This is a genomic window from archaeon CG10_big_fil_rev_8_21_14_0_10_43_11 (assembly GCA_002763265.1).
In the GTDB taxonomy this organism is placed as follows: domain Archaea; phylum Nanobdellota; class Nanobdellia; order PEZQ01; family PEZQ01; genus PEZQ01.
The window spans coordinates 1-16,403 of record PEZQ01000001.1; the positions used below are offsets into that span (position 1 = coordinate 1).

General features: G+C 44.5%; 15 protein-coding genes and 1 tRNA gene. 8 read left to right on the top strand and 8 right to left on the bottom strand.

Translation table 11 applies throughout. From position 1 onward, the window contains the following. Positions 1 to 84: 84 nt before the first annotated feature. The 5 genes from COT72_00005 to COT72_00025 all read right to left on the bottom strand — a co-directional run bounded on the left by COT72_00005 (position 85) and on the right by COT72_00025 (position 5,246). Complete coding sequence (locus tag COT72_00005; GenBank protein PIO00604.1) at positions 85 to 423, bottom strand: hypothetical protein; 339 nt, start codon at positions 421 to 423, stop codon at positions 85 to 87. Further along, a complete protein-coding gene (locus COT72_00010) occupies positions 416 to 775 on the bottom strand; it encodes a hypothetical protein (protein ID PIO00605.1) in 360 nt (119 codons plus the stop codon). The genes COT72_00005 and COT72_00010 overlap by 8 nt, the downstream gene beginning before the upstream one ends. A 25-nt stretch (positions 776 to 800) precedes the next feature. Next, the gene (locus tag COT72_00015) at positions 801 to 1,568 is read right to left on the bottom strand and encodes a hypothetical protein (GenBank protein ID PIO00606.1); all 768 of its coding nucleotides are present in this window, start codon (positions 1,566 to 1,568) and stop codon (positions 801 to 803) included. Positions 1,569 to 1,604: 36 nt separating this feature from the next. Further along, entirely contained in the window at positions 1,605 to 4,484 is a 2,880-nt protein-coding gene (gene leuS, locus COT72_00020) for a leucine--tRNA ligase (GenBank protein PIO00607.1), read from the bottom strand. A gap of 129 nt (positions 4,485 to 4,613) precedes the next feature. Beyond that, positions 4,614 to 5,246 (bottom strand): hypothetical protein, encoded by a 633-nt coding sequence (locus COT72_00025; GenBank protein PIO00608.1) that lies wholly within the window; start codon positions 5,244 to 5,246, stop codon positions 4,614 to 4,616. 229 nt (positions 5,247 to 5,475) lie between these two features. Here COT72_00025 and COT72_00030 point away from each other — a divergent pair, with 229 nt between their 5' ends. From COT72_00030 to COT72_00045, 4 genes are read left to right on the top strand one after another with little or no spacing between them, the layout of a single operon-like run. Next, positions 5,476 to 7,632: a hypothetical protein gene (locus tag COT72_00030; protein PIO00609.1), complete on the top strand. Its 2,157-nt coding sequence runs from the start codon at positions 5,476 to 5,478 to the stop codon at positions 7,630 to 7,632. Continuing rightward, a complete protein-coding gene (locus COT72_00035; protein ID PIO00610.1) occupies positions 7,613 to 9,424 on the top strand; it encodes a hypothetical protein in 1,812 nt (603 codons plus the stop codon). Before COT72_00030 ends, COT72_00035 begins: the two co-directional genes overlap by 20 nt. Beyond that, the gene (endA, locus tag COT72_00040; protein ID PIO00611.1) at positions 9,381 to 9,941 is read left to right on the top strand and encodes a tRNA-intron lyase; all 561 of its coding nucleotides are present in this window, start codon (positions 9,381 to 9,383) and stop codon (positions 9,939 to 9,941) included. The genes COT72_00035 and endA overlap by 44 nt, the downstream gene beginning before the upstream one ends. A gap of 40 nt (positions 9,942 to 9,981) precedes the next feature. Beyond that, positions 9,982 to 11,832, top strand: coding sequence for a hypothetical protein (locus tag COT72_00045; GenBank protein ID PIO00612.1), 1,851 nt, complete (start codon positions 9,982 to 9,984; stop codon positions 11,830 to 11,832). Here the strand turns inward: COT72_00045 and COT72_00050 are convergent. After that, complete coding sequence (locus tag COT72_00050; GenBank protein ID PIO00613.1) at positions 11,817 to 12,590, bottom strand: hypothetical protein; 774 nt, start codon at positions 12,588 to 12,590, stop codon at positions 11,817 to 11,819. The genes COT72_00045 and COT72_00050 overlap by 16 nt on opposite strands. Positions 12,591 to 12,631: 41 nt before the next feature. On the opposite strand from COT72_00050, the gene COT72_00055 reads away from it, so the two are divergent. Genes COT72_00055 through COT72_00065 form a run of 3 tightly spaced genes read left to right on the top strand, consistent with a single transcriptional unit; the run spans position 12,632 to position 15,396 of the window. Continuing rightward, positions 12,632 to 13,012 (top strand): Holliday junction resolvase, encoded by a 381-nt coding sequence (locus COT72_00055; protein ID PIO00614.1) that lies wholly within the window; start codon positions 12,632 to 12,634, stop codon positions 13,010 to 13,012. Continuing rightward, a complete protein-coding gene (locus COT72_00060) occupies positions 12,933 to 14,924 on the top strand; it encodes a hypothetical protein (GenBank protein ID PIO00615.1) in 1,992 nt (663 codons plus the stop codon). Before COT72_00055 ends, COT72_00060 begins: the two co-directional genes overlap by 80 nt. A 40-nt stretch (positions 14,925 to 14,964) precedes the next feature. Beyond that, positions 14,965 to 15,396 carry a hypothetical protein gene (locus COT72_00065; protein ID PIO00616.1) on the top strand — a complete coding sequence of 144 codons (432 nt, stop codon included), beginning with the start codon at positions 14,965 to 14,967 and terminating at the stop codon, positions 15,394 to 15,396. A gap of 92 nt (positions 15,397 to 15,488) precedes the next feature. On the opposite strand, the gene COT72_00070 is transcribed toward COT72_00065, so the two are convergent. Then, positions 15,489 to 15,803, bottom strand: coding sequence for a hypothetical protein (locus tag COT72_00070; GenBank protein PIO00617.1), 315 nt, complete (start codon positions 15,801 to 15,803; stop codon positions 15,489 to 15,491). A gap of 69 nt (positions 15,804 to 15,872) precedes the next feature. On the opposite strand from COT72_00070, the gene COT72_00075 reads away from it, so the two are divergent. Beyond that, positions 15,873 to 16,193 carry a hypothetical protein gene (locus COT72_00075; protein ID PIO00618.1) on the top strand — a complete coding sequence of 107 codons (321 nt, stop codon included), beginning with the start codon at positions 15,873 to 15,875 and terminating at the stop codon, positions 16,191 to 16,193. A 127-nt stretch (positions 16,194 to 16,320) separates the two neighbouring features. Here the strand turns inward: COT72_00075 and COT72_00080 are convergent. Then, positions 16,321 to 16,392 (bottom strand) — tRNA-Thr (locus COT72_00080). Positions 16,393 to 16,403: the final 11 nt, after the last annotated feature.

Here is a 16,403-nt window from a genome sequence, read left to right on the forward strand (position 1 = left end):
GGGGCATGGATGCTAAGTGTTGCAGCAAGAACAAGTACGATGCCAAGAACAATAACAAACACGTACGCATTAAGCGCTCCACGTTTATTCACGCACCATCACCTCAAAAAACTCGCTGCCAACGCTAAAAGGAAGGGTCACGCTTGCACGTGTTTCTCTGCGCGTTGCAAAACCAGTTTCACACGTTTCATTGGTTGTAATTGAGTGAACGCTGATGTGCGCGTCATGTTGTTTTGAGCGCGCGCAGGCATCAGAAAAAGAGAGAGACTGATAGGCAATGCTGTGCGCGTGCACGAGTGCTTCTTCGTACGCGTACGCGCGCGCCGTGTCCTCAGCTAACGCCTGCGCGTGCGTGAAGAGCATGAGTATGAATGCTGATGCAATAAGCGTGTATGCAGTGATAGTAAAAAATTCATCAATCATCAGACACCACCACGGTTTGGTTTTGTTTTTTAAACACCACGCGCCTGCCCGTGCTTGTGACACTCACATTTTGGTCGAGTGTTGTTTGCACATACACTCCGTTAAGGGTTTGTCCTTGTGACCAAAGAGGGGTGTTGTCTTGGCGCGCGTGTTCTACTCGTATATTGCCGGGCATGCCAAGCAGTTGGCTTGAGACAAGACTTATGCCGTTAACCGTTTCGTATTCAAGAAGCGCGTTGTGTGTTTTTGTGACGCTTTGGTGTGCAAAAAAGAGAAGGTTGAGCATGACAAGAGCAAGGAGTGCAGAAAGAACAAGCGTATACGAGTAGGTGAACACGCCATTTCGCGTCATTACGCGCTCAAAAACGCGCAACAGCTTATAATAAGCTTTCGATAGTAAGCGCTTTGAAACACATTACGTCTTTTCCATCGCGCTGCTCAAGCCAGAATTCTACAAATGGTTTGTAGTAGTTGCTCTTTGTCACCTTCCACCCGTTTGATTCTCTTTGTTGGAAGTCTTTAACAATGGCGTTGTATTCTTTGTTTTCTGCGTTATGTTTTCTTCGCCAAAGCGGGTCTTCAAAATAGATGACGCGGTCAAAGCCGCTTTCAAGAAGATGCCACGCCCTTTCTTTTAGGTTAGGATTGTTTTTTGCATAGATGTGATTTCGTTTCTTCTTTTTCTTCTTTTTTTGCACGCCCGGTGGTGTGATAAGGGCTGCAGTGAGTTGCACATTTTGAAATCCTGATTCTTTGAGCAAGCGGACATATTTTATTTTTTTAAAGAGGTTTGTTGAACCTGCTTCTATAATGTCAGCACGCACGCCTCCTTCATAGAGTACGAGTAAATCACAGGAGCCGAGAGGTTGTGTGTTTATTTTGCCGTTTTTTCCTTTTTTGAAGTGGGGTTTTGGTTTAACGCGAAGCTCATACTCATGGTGTATGCTGTTTGGCTCTCCTGTGCTCCCGTTTTTGTAGAGTGCGTGTGCCCGGCGTGTTCGCGAGTCGTATTGAGCTGAAATAAACGCGCATGCCTTAAGATAGTTGTGTTGCGGGCTTGTTCTCGCGTCGTATTCAATAAGGTCAGATAAGCAATGGGCAGTGGTTTCTTGTAAGTTCTCAGTTGCATACGCGATGCCCTTCATCACTAACAAAATTCACGTTTCCATTTAAAAAGATTACTATTCAACAAGAATTGCAGGTTTCATAGGTGCAGCGTTTCGCTTTTTTTGATTGTCTGTTTTATCGCCGTCTATAAGAGTTATATCTGCTCCAAACACGTTTTCAAGCTGTTTTTTTCCTGACTCAAGCGTGCTTAGTTCTTCTTTTTTGCTTAAGAGCACGTCAGGCATTTTGGTGTGGTCTTTTGTCACTACAAGAAGGATTTTTTGCACTTGCTTGCCGTGTTTTCGCGCGTCAGATTTCATAAGCGTGCTCATAATTTCTTTTGGGTTTTTGGTTTTTCCCATGAGCGTTTGCAATTGCTCGTAGAGCGCGCGCTTCCAGGATTCTGAGGTGATGATGGTGATATGGTTTGTTTTTGTTTTGCCAATAAGCCGCTGCACAGTTTTGATATCCTGTTCAAGTTGTTCAATAAGTCGTTCTTTTGCTTCAGCTACAGGATTGATTTTTTTCTCATCTGTTTTTGGCCACGCAGCACGCGAAACATATCCTTTGGCGCCAAACTGTTCCCATAATTCTTCTGCAAGATGGGGTACAAGCGGTGCAAGCATTGGAATCCATTTTTGTGCAATATAATAATTGAACTCAGGAGACACAGTTTTTGTTTGTTCAATTTTTGAGTAGATATTCATCAACTCGTAGAGTATGATAGTTGAGTACTCGCGAAGATTCATCTCACTAAGGTAGTGTGTTGCTTTTTTGTTTGCGTTCTCAATGCGTGAGACTGCGGCGCTAAAATCGTTTTGCACCACTCCTTTTTTTGCGTTTTTAATTGCGCACATGATTTTTTCATACACTTTTTGCATGTGTTTTTGCATTTTTTGTACTTCATCAGTTTCCCAGTTAAACGTGCCTTCAACGCTTGTTGTGTTGCATAAGATTGCTCTAAACGGGTCTGCGCCATACTTTGTGCGCACATCAAGAAGTGTTACTACGTTGCCTTTGCTCTTGCTCATCTTTTCTCCGCTGCTAATAACAAGACCATGAAACGAGTATTTTTTTGGCCAATACTTTTTTGGAAAGATAGCTGCGTGCGCGAGCACTGAAAATGATAAGTGGTTTGGCAGGTGGTTGACAAACGTGTGCCGGTGGTCGTTTGGATACCAGTAATCAAATTCATTGCGCATAGCTTCTAGAACGCGTTTTTTTACTCCTGTTTTTTTGCTCGCGTCGCTTGCACTGCCCTTACCAAGAAGCACGTACTCAAAAAAGTCAGGAGTAAGTTCTTTTTCCCCTAAGCCCTGCTCTCGTATTTTGTGCGCAATAGGGTAGAGACTCATGTAAATAGTTGAGTCTGAAAGCGATTCAATCATCCATTGCGGGTCCATTGGCAAGCGTGTGCCAAGTCCGCGCTTTCGCGCGCACGGTCGCTTGTCAAGCCAGTCAAACACGTCAAGAAATTGTTTGCGATATTTTTCTGGCTGGATTGCGAGTTGTTTGAGCACGCTTCTGCCTTTGTCTTTCCATGCGTCTGCATTGAAATCCAAAAACCACTGGTTGTCAAGCACTGCTACAATTATTTTTCCGCCATCGCGCGACTCTGCTTTTCGTGATGTTTCCCACATGCTGCTTGCTTTTGCCTGTTTTTTGAGCGTGTTACCTATTTTTTCGCTTGCTTTGTTCACAGGCATGCCTGCAATAAGAGAGCAATTGTCGCGCATCACGCCGGTGTGGTGGCCTGCTTTGTACACTTCATGCGTTGCTTTTTCAAGAAGTTCAACTTGTGTAACACGAGTAATCTTGTATTTTTCGCTTGCTTCTTTTCCGGGAAACTCACCGTAACCCTTGCTTTTTATGATGGGAATAAGAGATATGTTTTGAAGCACGGCTTTGCTCAGCCCATACCTTTTTTGCAGGTCTGTTGATTCTTGCAGTTCTTTGAGCGCAACATAATCATAGGGCGCGTCGCTTGGCACGCTTGTAACAAGCCCTGTTCCAATATCAGGGTCGGGAAATGAGCTTGGAAGAATAATAATATCGCGTTCAATAACCGGTGCTTTGCAGTACATGCCTATAAGGTCTTTTCCGGGAATGGTTGAACCTATTTCAACACTATGGTTTTGGTGTGCAAGCTTGTCTGCGCATTCTTTGCTTATAATCCACGTTTCATTATCAACGCGTGCTTTTACATAGGTCACCTGAGGATTTACCCACAGGTTGGTTTGACCATACATGGTTTCTGGTCGAAGCGTTGCTGCAATAAGGTGCGCGTCGCCGTATTTGAATTTAAGAAGGATAAACTCTTGTTTTTCAACCGGGTTAGAATCGCCTTCACTAATATCATCTTCACCTACTGCGTTTTGAAGCGTTTTGCTGTAGAGCACGGGGTACTGGCCGCGCACAAGAAACTTTTTTTTGAAATAGTGCTTAAATTGCCATTCTACAAGTTTTTGATGGATTACATCCCCTGAAGTGAAACTTCTTCTCCAGTCAATGCCAACACCCAGTGTTTGGTATTCACTTATCATTTTCGGGATGAAAAAATCAACAATGTTTTGCGGGTCTTTAAAAGATTCAAGAATTTTTTTGACTTTTTTGGGATTGGTTTCATAGGCTTTGACATAGCCTTCATAAATCTTGGTTTTTTCTTTGTCCTTATTTACAATAGCAAGACTGATTCCAAGAACCGGTGTGCCCGTGATGTGAAATGCCATAGGAAAAAGCGTGTTTTTCCCGCGCATTCTTATAAATCGTGAATACACATCTGCTTCAACCACGACGCGCGCGTGCCCGATGTGAAGACTGCCTGAAATGTAGGGGTATGGTGTTGTGATAAAGAACTTTTGTTTTTTTCCAGGCTCTGCTTCAAACACATGGTCGTCGTTCCAACGCTTTTGCCATTTCTTTTCATGTGCGCGAATATCATTAGTTTGTTTCATGCTGTCTCCCCTGTTTTATGATGCAACCTAGAAAAAATGTCAGTATTTTGCGCATTGCAGAAGACGACCACCGTTCATCGTAATTAACCCTACAATCCTGCTCTTTAAAAAAGTTATGCAGTAACACGGTCAGAACGTGAGGGTTATTGCGCATGCAAGTACAATCACTTCATCATCAGCATGCTTGTTGAGGAGGTCTGAGAGTGCTAAAAATATGAGTGCACGGGGCAGGAGTGCAAGAATATCTTCTTTTGGCGGGATTTTTTCGTTTTGTCTGCTTATCACACTCAAGAAATCAAGTTTTCGAAGCACGCTGTGCTTTGTTTGCGCAACAAGTGAACTTAACTTATCTTTTCCGCGCGTTTTGAGTTTTCGCTCAATATTTGGAAACACGATTGTTTCAAGTGTGCGAAGCAGGCTTCGCAGCGGTAGCGTGCCTTTTGCTGGAGCGTCATTGAGCAGGGCGTATGTTTCTTCAATAAGCGCAAACCCGCTTGAACGCGAGAACAAGGTGCGCGCTTCTTCAAGCATGACTAAAAAATCATGCTTTCCGCTCAGGTGGTGCATGCTTTTTTTGAGAAATTCTTTTAAAGCAGCATCTGAAACGTGTTCGAGCACGTCAAAAACCGTTTGGTTGGCGTACGCGGTTGTGATAAACACATCCTCATAATAGCGTGGTGAAAGCCCGTGCTGCTCAAAGAGCGGTTCAAAAGTCGCAGGCGTAAAACTAAGTGATGTAATATCAAATCCCGAATTAACCACCAAAGAATATACTACACTTTGTGCTTATGTTCTTTTCTGCAATCAAATATAGGGGGCGCAAACGTTAAAAAGCACTCCCTGTATGTGTTACTATTCGTGTTTTTTGGCTGTGACGATGGGTATCTAATACGAGAGCAGTGCTCGATGAAGAATAACACACATCAGAGGCAGAAAACACGCTTTTTTACATAGAAAAGCTTTTTAACCGCCTTTTTCTCACTCCACAGTGATGAAACAACGTGCGTTTCTTTTTGTTTTATTATGTGCTCTTGGTTTTGGTAGTGTTGCTTTTGCGCAGGACGCAAGCATCTTAATTGACGCGCCATCTTCGCACAATCTTGCGGGAGACGCGTTTTCAACGCTTTTTGTTACAATTACAAATAATGGTCCTGTTCGTGATGTTGCGCTTCAAACACTCACGCACCGAAGAGAGCCGTCGCTTCTTGGTGTGGTTGATTCACTCTACGAAACCGTGCATTTTGAAGCAGGTGAAAGCGTTTCTGTTCCAATCCGCATGCACCATGAGTATTTTATTGGAACCAGCATACCGCTTATTATAAGTGCGCGAGTTAATGGTTTTGTTGTTGCTGAACATTTAGTTGATATTATTAATGTGGTAAAAACCGCGCGTATTTCTTATATTCCTGCTATAAGCGTGCTAGAGGATACGTATAGCGAGCACGCGATTACTATTGAAAACACCGGCAGCGCCGAGTTATTTGTGTTTGACCTTTCAGGCTCTCTTGCTGATGGTAAACGCCTACGATTGCAAAGCACAAACGTGCGCATTGATCCGGGTAAGAGCACGTCGCTTCCGCTGTTGCTTGATACTGCTGATGTCGTACCCGGCGTGTACGACTTCACGCTTTTAGTGTATGCTGATGGCGAGCTCGCTGCTAAAAAAACGCATGAACTCAGGGTTCTTCCCGGTGGTGTTGCACTCACAACGGCTAAAACAGAGTATGTAACCTATGAAGACCGAATCCTGCGGGAATCATTCACGTTCAAAAACACGCAAGACGCAGCAATCACGTATGATTTTGAGCTTGAAGATGTACAAGGAAATCTTAGCCGCTTTAACTATGTGAGTCTTGAACAAACACGGGTAGTATTTGACGCCAAAGAAACAAAAACGCTAACCCTCATCTTTTCAGCGCCGCTAGAATTCAGCACCCCCTATAACACGCTTAAACTCGTCGCATATGATGATACGCGCGTTATATTTGAACACGTTTTTGATGTTGTGGTGTACCCAAAACGGGATATTCACCACATCTCGATTACTGACGTTCTGTTTGACAGAATAACGTACTTTCCCGGGGACGCAGGAACAATCACGCTTACCGTGACAAATGATGGTGATTTTTCTGAGCGCGTGAGCGCGGGTTTCACGCTTGGACCGTATGTGTCGCTTCAAAGCGCTCTTTCATCACTTATTTCTGCTCACACAAGTGCACGCATTACGTTGCCTCTTGATATACCGCATAACGTGTACGAGAACGCCCTTGAAATCACTTTTTTAGCAGAAAGCCTGGGCACAAGCGCGCAGGTTGCACATTCCCTTCCTATTGCCCACGAAACGTATGATTTTATCATGCGTCTTAATTCGCATCACGTTGACGTTATTGAAGTGGGAGACGAGGTTTCACGTGATATTCTTATAACAAATACCGGAAACGTGCCTGATTCATATGCAATTACCGCAAACGCGCGTGACGCAACGCTGGAGTTGCGTCTTATTACCCTTGAGCCGGGCGAGCGTAAAACCGTTCCGTTCTTGTTTTATCTTACTGACGCCTTTGGTTTTGGCAGAAACAGCGTGTCTGTTTCAGTGTGTTCGCTCTCAACAGATACGTGTGCTTCAGACGCATTTGTGTTTAACCATATGAGTGCTGAAGATGAACCCCTGCATGACGGCGTGTTTGCGTCTCTTGTAACAAGCGAGCAATCAGTTGAGCCCGCAAAAGCAGGAGTATACACGATTCGCATGTTTAATAATAAATCATCGTCAAGCACGCTCTCTGTTGAGGTGCTTGTCCCGCCATCAGGTTTTGACGTGCATATTCTTCCTGCTGATACCCTTACTCTTGGTGCATTTGAAGAACTGGAAGCATACGTATATGTAACAACCACACGGGATGTTGGTGCAGGCACGCATGTTCTTTCACTTGTTGTGTCTAATGAGACGGGCAACGTGTTTGAAAAAGAGCTGAACCTTGTTGTTTTAGATGATGGTAATATTATTACTGGTTTTGTGGTTTCTGCTGGAAAACCAGTTATACTTGCTCTTCCTGTTCTTGCACTTCTTGGTGTTGTCGTGTTTTTGTACCTGCGGCGCTCAAACGGAAAAACAGAGGTGTCAGATTTTGAAAAGTTTTACACATAAAAGCATGCTTTTTTTTCTTGCCCTTGCTCTGGTGCACTCATATGCGCTTGGTCAAATCCAGGTAGAAACCCCGATTCACGCAATTGAATTGTGCGACAGCGAAGTCAAGACCTTTACGATTATTGTGAAAAACCCGCAACCACATCCTGTGTCAGTTTTACTCGCACCAGTTGACGTAGCAAACTCTCATGTGGGGGTGAGCATTATTCCTGCTAACGATACGCTTATGCCCAATGAGTCAAAAGAATTCTATGGCGTGGTAAGCGCAAAATCCCGCGAGTACGGTGAGTACGCATTTTTTGTTGAAGCACAAACACAAGACGTTCGCATCAAAAAACCAGTCAGCGTGGTGCTCAAAAATTGTCATGAGCTGCGTATTAACGCGGATGCTGTTAAAAAAGAGGTGTGCTTGTTCACGTCAGACGAGTTTGAAATCATTGTTGAAAACACCGGCGCGTATGATGAAATTTTAAATGTGAGTGTAAGCGGGAGTGGCGCTGAATTTGCAAAACTCAGCAAGGAAGGAACAAACGCACTAGTCATTCCCCGCAAAGAGTCGCGAAAACTGTTTTTGTTTTTCTACCCGTCAGAGAAAACAGGCAATTTTTCACTTGTTGTTGACATTGCAAACACGTACGTTCAACAATCAATTAAGCTTGAAACCGGCGTTTCTCGCTGCAGCGATTTTAAGGCGTACGCGCCACCTCTTGTGAGTGTTTGCGAAAACCAGAATCTTACGTTTAATCTTCTTGTGCAAAACACCGGCATTACCTCTGACAACTACGCGCTGCGCGTTGTTGCGCCGCCTGGCGTGCACGTAGAAAACAACACGCTCACCCTCGCGTCAGGAAGCGCTCAAAACGTGAGTGTTACTGTCCCGCCCGCGTGCGATGAGCAGGGTACGTATGACGCGACATTCTTTGTATCAGCAAAAAATGCGGTTGGCGAACAAAACACGACAACACGCATTGTGGTTGATGATTGTTACTCATTTAACGCGCTGCCCATTCCCGTGCACAACGCTACGGCATGCGCGCCTGTCTGGTTTAATATGTCGCTTACGAACACGGGCGCGTTTGAACAATCCTATGAGTTTAGTTCTGATGCAAAAGAACTGAATATTTCAAAACCAGCCGTATTCTTGCAACCAAACCAAACCACCGTAATCCCGCTCGTGTACGCGTCATGCGCGCTTGGCACAAAAGACATGACTATTTTTGTGCGTGAACTGAGCGTGTGTAACACAACTGCCGCACTCCACGCCACAGTTGGTGTGGTTTCAGCTCAGGAAGCAATTAAAGCGCGCATTACACCCGCCCAAGAAAATTACATACTAAGCGTGCTGGAGCATTATAACGTTCCCCTTATCCTTGAAAATCAGGGTTTTCAAAGCGCATCTTACACACTTGAATTTTCAGGTTCAGCAGGCTCATGGGTGCATGCGCGAACGCCAGGCACCATTATGCTTGCCCCCGGTGAGTTGCTTAAAGCAAACCTGATTGTTATTCCCCCTCAAAACGCTACTGAGAACGCATACGAGCTCGTGGTGAACGCATTTTCAGAGGATACCCTTGTTGGAAGCGCGAAAATTCTGTTTTCACGCCAAAATACGGCACCCCAAATTATTGGGTATGTGACATCTAATGGCAATGGTGCTGAGCGCGGATACCTCATACTGATTATCTTACTTGTTTTTGGCGTGCTTGCTTATCATAAGAGGGGGCGTCTCGTAAGATTTTTAAGACGTGATGACGCAAACACTGAGTATGAGAAGACCACTATTGAGCGCTAAGCTCGTGCACGGTGCGGTGATTATTGAGAAAACAAAAGACAATAAGGATACTGCTGAACTTCTTGTTTCAAAAAATCATTTGGGAAAGATGAATAAAACGCGCGTCACACTCTCTCTTATTGAAGCGCTCTACCTTGTTGAAGACGAAAAACTCGTGGTGTCGGATTATACGAATCGCACGCTTTCCGTGCCTGCGTTTATGAAACGCGCGTTACGGTCTGATAAGCGCTTTGTTGAACGTTACACCGTGTTTCGGGATTTACGAAATAAAGGTTATTTTCTTATTCCCGCCCTTAAGTACGGGGCTGATTTTGCGGTCTACGATAAAGGCAGCCTGCCCGGCCATGACCATTCGCGCTGGCTTTTATTTGTGGCAAAAGAGCATAGCACGTTCTCGTGGCGTGAGTGGGTTGCAAAAAACAGGGTTGCGCACTCAGTAAAAAAGAGCATCATGATTGGTATTGTTGATGCTGATGAGGATGTTACGTATTACGAGTCAGCGTGGATTCGCCCCTAAGCAGTGGTTATAACAACATGTTTATAGCATAAGAGCCTTAATGAATTCTGGTAGTATGAAGAGAGTGCTTGTGTTTTTTGGTTGTTTTGTGCTTCTTTTGTCGCAAGCGCACGCATTTGAATCAAACGTGCACTTGCCGCTTATTGGCGTGCAGGAAACAGATGAGGGCGCGATAGGTGCAATTGCGAGTCTTGATGTTGAAGTACATGATGGTGAGGGTCGCGTGTTTCTTGACACGCTGCCGCTTACAAAAATTGATACGCAGGCGTCTGCGCGTCTTGCAAAAGATGTTGCGTGTCTTTCGCTTCGTATTGATTGTAAGGCGTATGACTTTTTTTATGTTATTCGAAGCAATGCTCCAATTATAGGCGGTCCTTCTGCTGGCGCGTCAATGGCTGTTGCCACCATGGCAGCGCTCACTAAAACACCCGTTATGTCTGATGTTATTATGACGGGCACTATTAATCCTGATGGTTCAATTGGCACAATCGGCTCTGCTTTTGAAAAAGTTCAGGCAGCATATAACGGTGGTTTTTCACGCGTGCTTGTCCCGCCAACCCAATCGTTTGATGTGATTGATGGCGTGCTCACTAATATCAGTGAATACGCGCAAACAACCTGGAATGTGAGCGTGCAGGAAGCAGAAGATGTTGAGTACGCGTTTGAGGCTTTTACGGGCTACGCAATTGAGCAAGAAATGACAAACCAGTCTGAACTCATAAACTCGCTCTACACGTCGGTCATGTACGCGATGAGCTCACGGCTTGTTAACTACGTGTCAGTGCTGTATGAAAACACAACGCGCGTGTTTGGCATGAGTAATGCGTCAGACGCGCTCAAGGATGAGGTAAAAGAAATTCTTGATGCAAGAAATCAAAGCATTCAAAACATCACGTCGTATATTGCCAAAGAGGAGTATTATGTTGCTGCTTCAAAAGCACTGCAAACAAGCATTGACGTGCGCTACGCGTCATTTCTCCTTTCCTACGACACCGCGCTTTCAAAAAATGAGTTTGTGAATCAAACGCTTGCAAACATTTCCCAAGAAATAGCCGCATGGGAGTTGTCTATGAGCAGAAACAAAACCCTTCACAACCTTAATGCAGTTGAGCTTTTCATGACCGCGCTTGACCGTTTTTATGAATCAAAATATCTTCTTGAAAGCGCGTATAATGCGCAAAACACTAATGATGTGTTTGGCGCGCTCTATAATGCCGCAGTTGCTAAGGAACGTCTACAAACCGCAGAAACGTGGCTTTCAAGTATTGATGCGCTTCCAAACACAACCACTATTGAGTTTAGTTTTGATGCTATTGCAGAGCTTGCAAATGAACGCGTAAGTCAAGCAGAGTCGTCGCTTACGTACGCGTCAACGGTTATTGATGGGCTTGACGGGTCAGGACTGTCTCAAACACTTAACAGTGCACAAACCTATTTGTTTGAAGAAAACTATGTCCGCGCCATTTTTGAAGCGCTTAAAGCGCGGGGTGATGCAAATTTGGTTATGGAAGTTCGAAACCTCAATGAAGAAGCACTCATTAATTTGTATGAACGAAAACGCGCGCTCGCCCTCAACAGCATTGCGCGTGAAAAAGAACGCGGAACCCTGCCGCTCTTGTCTTTAGCATATGTCACGTTTGCACAAGACCACAAAAAAAGCAATAACGTGGTTGATGCGCTTCGTTACGTGAATTATGCATACCAGTACGCGGGACTGTCATCAAGCGTGATTGATGCACTTGACTTGTCGCAACTGCAAGACGAATCAGTGCGGCTTATTTCTTTCAAGATTTTGCGCTTTGATGAGCTTGGTGCAAATCCCGTCTATTTTTCTTTGGGTGTGCTTGCTGGCGCGTTTATCATCTTGTTTTTAGTTTACGCGCGCAGATAAGATACAAGTTCGCGCGCATAGCTTGTAGCACGGATAAAGGGTATCACGCCACGTGCAATAAGCACTCCTGCTTGAAGGGGTAATGTGTTGATAATGGGTTGTGCAAGTCGGGTGAGAACACAATGTTTTATGCGGTCATTACTGCTTTGTATTTGTTTTGAGAGTGCAATATATTCTTTTGCACGTAACACACGACCGCCTACCCTGTTTTGTTTCTTTTTTAGTTGCACAAGAACGTCATCAACAGAATCAAGTGATTCAAACAGAGTGTAGGCAAAGCCCATTGATTGGTAAAGATGCGCGTCACTGCCTCCGGTGTGAATCATGTTGTGCGCGCGTTTTTGCGCGCGCGTGTTTGAGTAGCTGTCAAGGTTGAGTGCGTTAAGGACTTCAACCCCGTCAAACGCGTACGCTTTGAAGTTTGAGACACCTTTGAAAAGAAAATCAAAGGGATGTGCGCACACTGCAAGCGCCCCTTGTTCGTGCACGCGTTCGAGTGCTTCTTCAACCGGCAAGTCTTTTGGCACGCATTCTTGAATGCCGTATGCGAGCACGTGTCCGCCTTGCGTGCTAATCTCACAGCCAGGAATCACGAGGGCGCGCGTGTTTTTTACGTGCGCAAGTCCTTTGAGCGTGTCATGGTCAGTGAGCGCAAACCCGTCAATGCCTTGGTGTTTTGTTGCGCGAATCAATTCTTTGACGCTGTTTGTTCCGTCACTATAGCGGGAATGCACGTGCATGTCGAGTTTGTAGACCATTAAGGTTTTTTAGTTCAAACAGGATTAATTAACCTAGTGGTATGAGCAAGAGAAAGGGGAGCATATACGAGCGCGAGTTGCTCGCGCAATTTCATGAACGCGGATTTTCGGGCGTGCGCGTTGCAGGAAGCGGTTCATCACAATTTCCTTCACCTGACCTTGTTGTGGGAAAAGACGCGCGCGTGTTTGCTGTTGAAGTAAAAGCAACGCGTAAAAAAAGCGTGTACGTGGCAAATGAGCAACTTACGCAGTTAATGTTGTTTGCAAAAAACTTTGGGTGCACGCCTTTGATTGGCGTGAAGTTCATTGGATTTGGCTGGCGTTTTTTCCCGCCCCACATTAATGTTGAAAAAAAGCTCACACGCTTTTGCAAACAAGACTCAACTATTGACCACGAAAACGTATGCGCGTATGAAGGATGAGCGTCTAGCGGTCACGCAATCAAAAAGCATTTTATACACGGCTCCCTTAAGGCGTGTAATGGAATTTTTTGCGCATGAAACAATGCGACCAAGCCAGGACCAATTAATACTTGATGTAGCTGCAACTATCAAAAACAAAGGCGTGCTGTTTGCCCAGGCACCAACGGGTCTTGGAAAAACAGCAGCAGTGCTCGCACCCGCGCTCAAGGCTGCAAGCGAGCACGATTTGACTATATTCTTTCTTACTTCGCGCCACACCCAGCACAAAATCGTTGTTGACACGCTTGTACAAATCGCGAAAAAAAGCGGCAAAAAAGTGCCGGTTATGGATTTAATTGGCAGGCGCGCCATGTGCGTGAACAGCGATGTGAATGTGTTGTCATCTCGCGATTTTGGCGAAAAATGCCGCCGCTTGCGCTCAACAGATTCGTGCTCGTACTATTCAGAGATTTGGGATGATAAAAAGTTGAGCGAGACAACGCGAGCACTTCTTACCGGATTTAGACAAGAGCCCTCGCATGTGGAGGATGTGATTTCTCTTTGTTCAAGTAATGGGGTGTGCCCATATTTTATGACCCAGCTTCTTGGAAAAAAGGCGCGCATTGTTGTTGCTGATTATTACCATTTGTTTAATGACACGATTCGTGATTCCTTATTTGAATTCGCGCACAAAAGCCTGTCAAACAGTATTATCATTATTGATGAAGCACACAACCTTCCCTCACGCATTCGCGAACTGTTAAGCGATTCAACAAACACGTTTGGCGTGTACGCTGCAGCTAAGGAATCAGAAACGTTTGATAAAGAACTCAGCGAGATGCTCAGAGAATTTGGAGAATTTTTAGAGCGCGAAATCCTCCTTATTCCTCAAGAAGCACGTGTTGAGCGCGAATGGTTGCTTTCCAGTCTTGAGAGCATGTGGTCAATGACCCTTGGTGACGTGATTATTCATCTTGACCGGATTTCTGAAAAAGTGCTGGAAAAAGAGGGAAAAAGTGCGTGTGCAAACCTCTCTCACTTTTTTTCAGCATGGCTCTCGCAGGGAAGCGAGTTTGTGCGCATTGTGTCACGCGAGTACAGCAGTGGAAAAGCATACGCGCACGTGAGTGTGCGCTGCCTTGACCCGGCAGTTACAACAAAAAACGTGTTATCACGTGCGCATGCATCAATTCTCATGTCGGGCACGCTCAAGCCTTTGCGCATGTACGCTGACGTGCTTGGGCTTTCAAACGCAACACTCAAAGAATACCCCTCACCATTTCCAAAAAAGAACAAGCGCACATTTATTATTCCTGACACGACCACAAAATATTCATCGCGAAGTGACACGCAATACGCGCGCATTGCTGCGCACTGCCTGCGTTTAGTGAATAATACACCAGTCAACACAGCGGTATTTTTTCCGTCCTATGCAGTACTCAAAAGCGTGCGCTCATACATTGAAGAATCGTGTGAGAAAACATTGTTTATTGAGGACCGTTCCTTTTCAAAAGAAGAGAAAACCGCGTTTATTGAACGATTCAAAACGTATGGTAATAAAGGCGGTGCCGTACTGTTGGGTGTTGTTGGCGGGAGTTTTTCTGAAGGCTATGATTTTGCAGGTGACGTGCTTCGCATGGTCTTGGTTGTTGGCGTGCCGCTTGGCAAGCCTGATGTGTACACAAACGAACTTATCAAGCAATATGAAACGCGTTTTTCTCAGGGCTGGAATTATGGATATATTGCGCCCGCGCTTACGCGCGTATTGCAGGCAGCAGGCAGAACAATCCGAAGCTCAACTGATTCTGGCGTTATTGTGTTGCTTGATGAACGCTACGCATGGAGCGCGTACGCTCAATTTGTGCCTGATGACGCAGTTACAGTAAAAGACCCCCTGCCGCTTGTGCAAAAATTCTTTAATTCGCTTGCTTGACCTCTAAATTTAAGAACCTCGCGTGCGCGTAATACCCGTGATGAGTGCGTGTTCATTTTGTTCTCTGCCAAAAAAAGACATCCTTTTTGAAACTGATACAAGCAGGGTGCGTGAAGGTGACGGCGCGCATCATGGCCATGTGCAAGTTATTTTCAAACGCCACGAAACTGATGTGTTGCAGCTTTCAAAAAAAGAATACGCAGCATTTTGTGATGACCTGCGAACTGTTGCAAAAGCAGTCCAAGAGGTCTTAGCACCAGACACGCTCAATTACGCGTTGTACGGCAATTGGGTGGCGCACCTGCACTGGCATATTTATCCGCGATACAAAACTGACCCTGATTTTGCCCAGCCTCCTATTCTTAACTGGAAAGTTATGGGAGCGCGCGTGCGCCCTGCGCGCGTGCGCCTTGAACCAAAACCATTTTCAAAAATTGAAAAAAGAAAATTGAAAGTAACGCTTGAAAAATAGGACTAATACTTTTTATCATACAACTACTACTAAACTATTTGTGATATCGCAGCGTTTCAAGAAAAAAGTATGAGAACTGCGACAGATAGGCTTTAGTTCTTTGAAGGTATCTCTCTTGTCTTAGAAAGTTCATTGATGACTAACTCTTTTTCAACGTCAAACAATTTTTTGACAACCGTATTTTTGTTATTAATAATATACATCGTTGCCATTCCCACTGTTCTTGTTTTAACAATTATGCCTAAATCAATCATATCTTTGATTATTCTGTGAAGTGTTGTTCGAGAGACCTCTGTTTCTTTGCTTATATCTGTTTTAGAATGGTCATAATTATCATAGTCTAAGAAGTAGGACAGTACCTTGGCATGGGGGGTGTTGCCTAAAAATTCACTTAGTAATTTGTTCATTTCATTTCACCTACTACTCACTACTTGTAATACATAGCCTTATAAATATTGTCCAACATTGATTAAACAATGGTCAATACATTTAGAAGTGTTCAAAGCGAGCAGGAATACGAGGCACGCATTCTTTTTCATCTTGCAAAAAACAAATGTTTTGGCACAGGTTCTATGTACGAGAAGAATGTCGCTAAATGTGTTTCCAAGCAAGATAGACGCTATTATACTAGTATAATTAGGAACTTACAAAAACGAGGGTGGTTATTATCAAAGAAGCATAAGTATGGAACAAAATACTTTCTGAACATGAATTATTTTGATTCCATTGGGAAGCACAAAGAAATGTACGTCGATAAGTCAAAGAGACAAATCTTTCTTGAAAAATTTGAAAAATAAGAGCACTATTTCTTGTTTTATTGGTTTGTGTGTATTCATGCTTTAATTGAATAGAGCTCAGAAGGAGCGGCGGGGAGTGCACAACACCTTTTTTAGAAAAAAAGCTGTACCAAAGAAACGTAAAAAGAGCCCCGGGAGAGATTCGAACTCCCGACCTACTGCTTACGAGGCAATCGCTCTACCACTGAGCTACCGAGGCGGGTGAAACTA